We start from the raw sequence: 7,777 nt of genomic DNA on the forward strand, positions 1-7,777 counted from the left end.
AATTCGCCGGTGGCGAATTCGCGGGCTTGCTCGGGTGGTTGGTGGCGGGGCTTGGGCGTCGCTGCGCTCCGCCTATCGGGCGGCTTTCCGGTCTTATTAAGCTGGTGTTTTCATGGCCCTACGGGCCGATTGACTGGCAGGGTTTCCCGGGCTGCGCCCGGGGGTGAGCGTTGACGATGTGACGCGGAATTCGGGTAGTAGCCCATCCCTCCGGACGGGCGGGGTGCCGGCCGGGGCCTGCGGCCCCTCGTCGTTGACGATGTGTCGCGGACTTCCGGTATCAGTCACAACCCCACCCCCGGGAGCCCTCCATCGACCCCGGCCGATGGCCGGTCCGCCGCCTGATTGCTGGGCTGACGGCCCATCCCGCGCCCCTGGGGCGGGGCCTGCGGCCCTCGGGAGCAACCCCCGGGCTGCCGGTCCGGCTCAGCCTCCCCCGACCCCGGTGGCGGGCCCTCACGGACGCCCCGCGCAACAATGACTGACGGGCCCTCAATCGCAGACTCCGGATCGGAATCCGGAGAGTTTTCGATGGGTTTCCGGCGGTGTTTCTTGGAGTGCCGTGCAGCTCCATCCTGCCGACCGCCAGGCGGGTGCGAGATGCAAGCAGGTGACCTCACGGCAACCGCCCATCACAGCTCTATCCAGCGACACTGGCGGCGGAAATGCAAATTCCCTTCTGCTCCCTTTCAAGTGGCAATCCTAACCCCTTCCAGGGCGCAGCAGCGAGGAATCAAATTCAGGCACGCCAAAGAAGGGGCCTACGGCCCTCCACGCCGACCCAGTGACCAACCAGAAAAATCCCGCCCAGCGTCAACCCAGAAATTCCCTGGGTGGCGACACCAAACCGAACACCGAACCAAGGATGTCGCCCCGGCCGCCACCAGGACGGGGCGCAGCTGGGTGCGGCACCGGGCGGCGCGGGGCGGTGGGGAGCCGCCGAGGCCCAGCGGCGGAGGCGGCCTGACGGCCAGCCACGTAGCGGCCTCGGAAGGCCGCGCAGTGGAGAGACCAGAAGCGGATCCTGAACAGTGCCGCCGTCGGCGAGGAGGGCATCGAACCCCTCGACCCACCACAAGCAGCAGCTGCTCTACCAACTGAGCTACCCGCCGACGGCGACGGCCGACACCCTACCGACCGAGACGGCGAACGCCCAGCCGACCCAGGCGGGTCTGCCTGGCGGCCGACCAGGACGGCGGCCAGGGCGCGGCACCGGACCAGCGGGGCCCGGCACCGGACTGCGCGGGCGGCGGGGAGCCGCCGAAGCCGGCCAACCGACGCAGCCCGGTGCAACACGAAGTGCAACACACCCACCCGCCCCCGCCCACAGCCACATAACACCAGGTCAAACCCGCAACACAGCCCCGTGTCGCACCCCGCGTTGCAGTCGGCCACCCGGCCGCCGAACACCACCACCAGGACCAGGCCGGCCCCGACAGCAGCCACCATCCCGCCCGTGCCCGGCGGCGGTCCCGGGGCGACGTCAGCGGCCCCGGGCGGCGGCCAGGACCGCCAGCACCTGGCGGTCGCCGGCACCGGAGGCGACCACCACCCGAGCAACAGCCGCGGCCCCGCCCCGGCCCCCTGTCACACCCACCTGTCGCGCTCCCACCACACACAAGGGAACAGGAGCATCCGCCCACGTCATCCCACGCGACAGAACCCCACACGACAGGAGGACGCGACAGCACCCACCCACCACCAGGACAGCGCCGGGACGGCCTTCCAGACCACCAGAGCCTCCACGGCGCTTGGGACCTCAGGAGCTCAGCGGAGCCCGAAGTGAATCCCCTCCGCGGGCTCCCGGATGGTGATCTGGTCGGGAACCTCGTCCCACAGGACAAGCAGCGTGTCAGGCGCCAGGTGGCCGCGGCGGGCACTGGGGTTCACCGACCCATCTGGCGTCGCCGCGTCGGTCGCCTGCGGCAGCCGCTCAGCCAGATACGCCGCGGCCTCAGCAGGATCCTTGCCGAGCGCACCCGCGATCCGTCCCAGGCCTTCCTCCCCGAGCGCGCCGGCGATCTCAGCAGCGGTCACCGGCTCGTTAGCACCCGGGCCGATCCACGACGCCACCTGAGGCAGCGTCAAAGCCACCGACTCGGCCGCCGGCACCTGCTCGGCCTGCGAGAGCTCAGACTCACTCATGATCCTCATCCTCTCTTGATCCCCACGCGAACGAACGCCCGCCCAACCCCCTGATCATGCTCTGCCCCACGAGCGCCCACACCCGGAAGCGGACCACCAGGACAGCCTGACGACCACCCAGCCACCCGGCGAGGGACACAGCGGCGGGCACCGCCCGAACCGGCCGCTCCCGGCCCGCGCACCACCCTGGACGGCCGCACAGCGAGGCCGGACGGCGACGGCGGTGCAGCGAGGAACCCGGCCAGGGCGCGGCCTGGACGGCGGACCCGGGACGGCGACAGCCGAGCAGGGGCACAGCAGACCCGGACAGCGCGGGGGCCGCGCACCGCCCCGGCGGCGCACACGGCCCCGGCAGCGCGGCGGCGGGCACGGCCCGAACAGCGGCCAGCACGGCGGGACGGCGACGGCAGCGCAGTACGGCCCGCACACGGCCCCGGACGGCGGCAGCAGGCACCCGGACCAGGGGCGCGGCCTGGACGGCGGGCCCGGCCCGGACAACGGCGACCGGAGCAGGGCGCAGCAGACCCGGACGACACGGGGCCCAACCCCTCACCAAACCGAACACCAACCCCCCAGCCACCACCCCACCCCTCAAATCCGACCCGAATTCACACCACCACTGGCAACCAATCCGCCAAACAACCAGGCGGAATACCCAGCGAAATTCACCCCCGAAAAACAGGCGAAAACAACCCCGCCACCGAACTGGAGGCCGAAACAACCCAACCACCACCCAATCAGTCACAGACAGTCACCAACGACACGGCCGACGATCACCCGACCCACCACCCCAACAGGTCCAACCAAAGGTCCAGACAACCCCGCGCGATAGGCCATTCCACACCCACACCCACCAACAGGTCACACACCGCGGCCCTTCGCCGGGTAGAGCTTGGCGTGCAACACCCAGTCCTCCCACCACGGATCGTCTGGAGTGGATACCAGCGCGGCCACCAACTCCCGCTTCGTCGGGACCGGCAGCACCAGCAGGCCCAAGTCCTTGACGGCGCGGGCCTGTACGCAGTCGGGGCACTCCAGCCGATCCGGCCGGACCTTCTCCCGCAGCTCCAGCTTCGAGCCCTCCTTCCCCCCGATCGAGCCCCGGCACGACCAGCACGGGCGCAGCGCGACGTTCGCGGCGCGGGCGGCCTCCAGCTGTTCTTCGGCCTCCCGCTCCAGGCGCTCCTCGCCGTCCTGGTGGCAGGGCCAGCAGCGGCCACTCGGGCGGCGGCCTGGAGGCATTCCTGGTCCTCACAGTGGGCCTTGGCGGCCTTGCTCCACATCTGGTGTGAGCTGCCGAAATGAGGGAAGCCCGTTCAGTTACGGGCGTACGGTGAAGCCCGAGGTAAGGAGTTAGTTGATGCGGCTCAGCGCAGCGCAGGTGATGAACTATCGGTCGGTGTTCGACACCACCGAGTTCGAAGTAGAGCAGGACAAGACGATCCTGGTCGGCGCCAACGAGGCCGGCAAGACCGCTGTGCTCCGCGCGCTGCAGTCGGTGAATCCGCCCGAAGGCGAAGCCAACGGCCTGGACGCCCTGAAGGACTACCCTCGCTCCCGGTATGCCGAGCTGGACAGCTCCGGCCAGGACGTCAAGGACGTCGCGGTCGCACGCGCGACATTCACCCTTGAAGCGGACGACATCGCCGCCCTACAAGAGATCGACGCTGATGTCTTCGCCGAGGCGAAGACATTCGAGCTGACCCGCTACATGGGCAACAACCGCACGTGGGCCCTTCCCGGCGTCAAGCGCTCGGTCACCTTCGACGCGATCAGCAAGGACACAACCCGGCTGAAGGCGCACATCCAGAAGCGCGGTGAGGAAGGGGAGCAGCTGGCCAAGGAGCTCGACGACCTGCTGGCGAACGTACCGGCCGCCAAGCCCGTAGTGGGACAGTTCGCGACGGATCTCGACGCGTGGCTGGAGCGGGCGTTGCCGGCCATTGAGGAGGGGAACTCCGCGGCCGACGCGCAGTTCGACCGGATCCGTGCCGCCGCGCGTCGCCACGCGATCTTCTCCCAGGCCGGAGGGATCCTCATCCCCCGTACACCGGTATTCGTGTACTACTCGCAGTTCTTCACGGTCCGGCCGCGGATCCACCTCGCGAACCTGGCGCAGCGCCAGGCAACCAACGAGATGGACGAGGAGTTCGACTTCGGGAACCTGTGCCTGCTGAAGCTGCTCGGCTTCACTGCGGCCGAGCTGTCGCAGATGGACAGCCAGCCGGCGCCCTCCCTGCCCCCGAACCCGCAGGACGAGAACGCAATGGCCGCCTACCGGAACGCCGAGAAGCAGTGGCAGGACCAGCGCGATGCTCGGCAGTACAAGCTCAACGCGGCGAGCGTCATGCTCACCCGCCTGATCAGTGATGTGTGGGGCGACGAACACCTGCAGCTACGCCTGGTCGTGGACGGGCAGTATCTGAAGGTGGTGGTGGTCGACGACATCGGCGTCGAGGTCGAGCTCGACCAGCGGAGCGAGGGTTTCCGCTGGCTGGTCAGCTTCTTCGTCGTCTTTCGGGCCCAGGCGAAGGACAAGCTGGACAACGCCATCCTGCTGCTCGACGAGCCGGGGTTGCACCTGCACGCGCTCAAGCAGCGCGAATTCCGCAGGACCGTGGCGATGCTCGCCGAGGACAACCAGATCATCTACACCACGCACTCGCCGTTCATGGTCGGCTCCGAGGAACTTCACCGGGTGCGGCTGGCGGAGATGCCGGACCGGACGGTCGGCACGCGGATCCACGGCCAGCTGGTCTCCGACGACCCGCGCTCGGTGTTCCCGCTCCAGGCGGCGCTCGGCTACGACCTCGCGCAGAGCATGTTCACCCAGAAGCGGAATCTCGTTGTCGAGGGGCTCACCGACATGTGGTTCCTCGAAGGCATCGCCGGCGCGATGCGCGAGGCCGGGGTCAACGGCGTGATGCGCGACGACATTGCCATCGTTCCATCCGGGAGCGCCAGCAAGGTCATCTACTACTGCACGATCCTGCACACCCAGAAGCTGAAGGTCACCGCGCTCCTGGACTCGGACGCGGCCGGCGAGAAGGCCGCCACCCAGGACGAACTCGTCGACTGCTCAAGAACAACCAGATCCTTCGGGCCAAGGACTACTACACCGGCCCGGTCGCCGGGTGTGAGGTCGAGGACCTCCTCCGCGAAACCCTGGTCACGGTCGCACTCGACAAGCTCGGTTGGGACGTGACCACCACCGCAGACGGCGCAGGCACTGCGGTGGCTGTTGATCCGCGACGAGCAGCGCGCCACCCGTACCCACGGCCTGACCGCCCACCAGGCCCCTCACCGGTACGAAATCCCCGTGCCCTTCACCGCCGGCTGGTTAATCTCCGCCATCAAGTGGGGCGGCGGCGCGGCGGGCTCCCTGCCCATCGAGGGGGACGTCGACGCGTTCGTCCTGGCTGCCACCACCGAGGCCGCCTTCAAGCTGCTCTGACCCCCGTACGACATGCCGAAGGCGCCGACCACTGTGGGTCGCCGCCTTCGGCATGTCGTCGTCAGCCGGGTCTGGCGGTACCGCTCAGGTTGGGTCCTGCGGCGGGAAGTTCCGGTCGAGGATCTCGGTCCAGGCCGGCAGGGTGACGAAGCGGCCGATGTCGTCGGCCTGGGCCTGGACGAGTTCCAGGAGGGCCGCAACGAACGGTGCTGCGGCGTTGTCGGCCGGGACAGCGGCCGCGGCTTCGTGGAGTCGCTGGTGGGCGGCGGGAAAGGCGTCCTTGGCCCTTGCGTCCTGTTCCTTGACCTTCGCGGCGCCGGCTTCCAGCAGGATCCGCTCGATCGTGTAGGTGGGGCACTCGTCGGTGTGCCAGATCTCCGTGACGGCCATGTCCCGGCCGACGGAGAGGGTGCGGACGTCACCGCCGCCCGGCCGGGCCTGGCAGTCCTGGCAGTCGACAAGGCGGCGGCTGCTCGGCTGCTCGGCATGGGAGTCGGTCACAGGGCATCAGTTCCTTCCTGTGCTGCGGGCCGGGTGTGGGGCCCGGCCCGGAGCGCCTATCCAACGCCCGCCGAACAGCAAGGTAAACACCTTTGAGCGGGCACAATCCGTCAGAACCGGCTGCGGCGAACGGCAGGTCGGGCAGCCGCGGCCTGCTCGGTACCGCGTAGTGCGAGGGCAGCGGTACGGGTGCGCTCCAGCCAGCTCGTGACCTGGCGCAGCGTTGCGGGGTCGAGGTGGCGGGTGAGGTTGCGGACGGCCTGGTGGTCGTCGTCGGTGAGCGCGTGGAGGCCAGCGCGGTCGAGGGCGGTGTAGAGGGGCTGGGCGGCGGTGCCGCCGAGGCGGCGGCTGGAGGGCGGTGTCGTGGTCGGGGTCGTAGCGTTCGGCCCGGGTCTCGGCGGTGTGGTCGCGTACGCGCTGCCACTCGGCGCAGACGGTGGCCGCGGTGGCGTGGGTGGTCTCGTGGCCGGCGTCGGCGTACCGATCCGCGTGGCGCTCCTCGACCCGGGCCTGTTCCAGGGCCTGCTGGAGGTTCTCCAGGGTCATCCCGGCCGCCCGGCGGCGGACCCGGCTGCGGACGCCGCCGAGCAGCCCGTCCTCCTCGTCGTCGTCCTCGTCCTGGGTGCAGGGGGTGCGGACGGGGTGCTGGGCGAGGGCGGCGTGCAGCGTCGCGCCGGCCTCCCACGCGGCCAGCCCGGTGGGCGTCAGCGGGGGGTCGCCCGGCATCGGCGGGTTCGGCGGTGCAACCGGGGTGCGGATCTGCACGTTCGGGTTGACCGGCGTGGAGACCGCGGGGACTTGCGGCAGCGGCAGGGGAAGCGGCGCGGGGAAGGGCAGGGTCCAAGGGAACGCCGGGCCGGAGGGCTTCGGCGCAGGCTGGCCCTGCGGGACCTGCTGGCGGCGATCGGCATCGAGGAGGACCAGGAGCTGGTGGCCGCGAAGGGCGCCGCCGAAGCGAAGCCGAAGGTGTCCCGCGGCGACCGGTTCGCCCAGGGTCTGGCCGCGCTCGCCCAGTTCGTAACGGGAGCGTCGTCCCCGGGTGACCCGCCCGCACAAGGAGCCGGTGGAGGCCGTGGAGGCCGGCCCCGGTGGCGAGGAGCAGGTGGTGGTGTCGCACTTCGCGCTGGGCACCTGGCTCAATAACCAGAAGGCCCGCCGGGCGAAACTGGCCGCGGGTCAGCTCGCGCAGCTCGCCGAGCACGGGGTGGAGTGGGCATAGCAGGCCTCCCACCCGGACGGGCTGGCGCCCGTTGGTTCCGCTGTGGTCAGGACGCGCAAGGCCCGACCCGGGGAATGAATCCCTGGGCCGGGCCGGTGGCCTGCCGGCTCCGGATCTTCGGGAGCCGTTCCGGGGGCGGATGCTCCCGCGGGATCACGCGCCCGAGGTGGCGGCGATCTGCTGGATGCCGCTGTTGCCGGGCACCTGCTGGAAGGCGCTCCACGACCCGGTGTTGTAGTCGGCGTTCGCGTTGTAGACCCGGCTGTCGGAGCCGACCGCGTACAGGTGGACGGTGTTGCCCACGGCGTTGGCGGTGATCTGCTGGATGCCGCTGTTGGCGGGCAGGGGCTGGAAGGAGCTCCACGTGCCGGCGGCGTAGTCGGCGTTCGCGTTGTAGACGGTGTTGTCGGCGGCGATGGCGAACAGGCGCACCGTGGTGCCGGTGGTGACGGCGGTGA

The 7,777-nt window shown here is 70.1% G+C and carries 6 protein-coding genes, 1 tRNA gene and 1 pseudogene; 3 read left to right on the top strand and 5 right to left on the bottom strand.

The features are described from left to right. Positions 1–1,040 precede the first annotated feature (1,040 nt). The 3 genes from ACFYUY_RS38270 to ACFYUY_RS38280 form a co-directional block, all read right to left on the bottom strand. Positions 1,041–1,112: transfer RNA gene (locus ACFYUY_RS38270), tRNA-OTHER, on the bottom strand. Between the two features lie 655 nt (positions 1,113–1,767). Beyond that, entirely contained in the window at positions 1,768–2,145 is a 378-nt protein-coding gene (locus ACFYUY_RS38275) for a YidB family protein (RefSeq protein ID WP_387907838.1), read from the bottom strand. 861 nt (positions 2,146–3,006) lie between these two features. Further along, a complete protein-coding gene (locus ACFYUY_RS38280) occupies positions 3,007–3,387 on the bottom strand; it encodes a hypothetical protein (RefSeq protein ID WP_387907841.1) in 381 nt (126 codons plus the stop codon). Between the two features lie 118 nt (positions 3,388–3,505). On the opposite strand from ACFYUY_RS38280, the gene ACFYUY_RS38285 reads away from it, so the two are divergent. Further along, complete coding sequence (locus ACFYUY_RS38285; protein ID WP_387907843.1) at positions 3,506–5,350, top strand: AAA family ATPase; 1,845 nt, start codon at positions 3,506–3,508, stop codon at positions 5,348–5,350. Between the two features lie 36 nt (positions 5,351–5,386). Then, complete coding sequence (locus ACFYUY_RS38290) at positions 5,387–5,599, top strand: hypothetical protein (RefSeq protein ID WP_387907845.1); 213 nt, start codon at positions 5,387–5,389, stop codon at positions 5,597–5,599. An 84-nt stretch (positions 5,600–5,683) separates the two neighbouring features. Here ACFYUY_RS38290 and ACFYUY_RS38295 read toward each other — a convergent pair whose 3' ends face one another. Continuing rightward, positions 5,684–6,100, bottom strand: a complete 417-nt coding sequence (locus ACFYUY_RS38295; RefSeq protein WP_387907848.1) for a hypothetical protein — start codon at positions 6,098–6,100, stop codon at positions 5,684–5,686. Between the two features lie 1,039 nt (positions 6,101–7,139). Here ACFYUY_RS38295 and ACFYUY_RS38300 point away from each other — a divergent pair. Further along, entirely contained in the window at positions 7,140–7,319 is a 180-nt protein-coding gene (locus ACFYUY_RS38300) for a hypothetical protein (protein WP_387907850.1), read from the top strand. 153 nt (positions 7,320–7,472) lie between these two features. Here ACFYUY_RS38300 and ACFYUY_RS38305 read toward each other — a convergent pair. Further along, positions 7,473–7,777 (bottom strand): annotated as a pseudogene (locus ACFYUY_RS38305) (hypothetical protein); the annotation flags it as partial.

The sequence above is a fragment of the Kitasatospora sp. NPDC004745 genome, assembly GCF_042873275.1.
Classification (GTDB): domain Bacteria; phylum Actinomycetota; class Actinomycetes; order Streptomycetales; family Streptomycetaceae; genus Kitasatospora.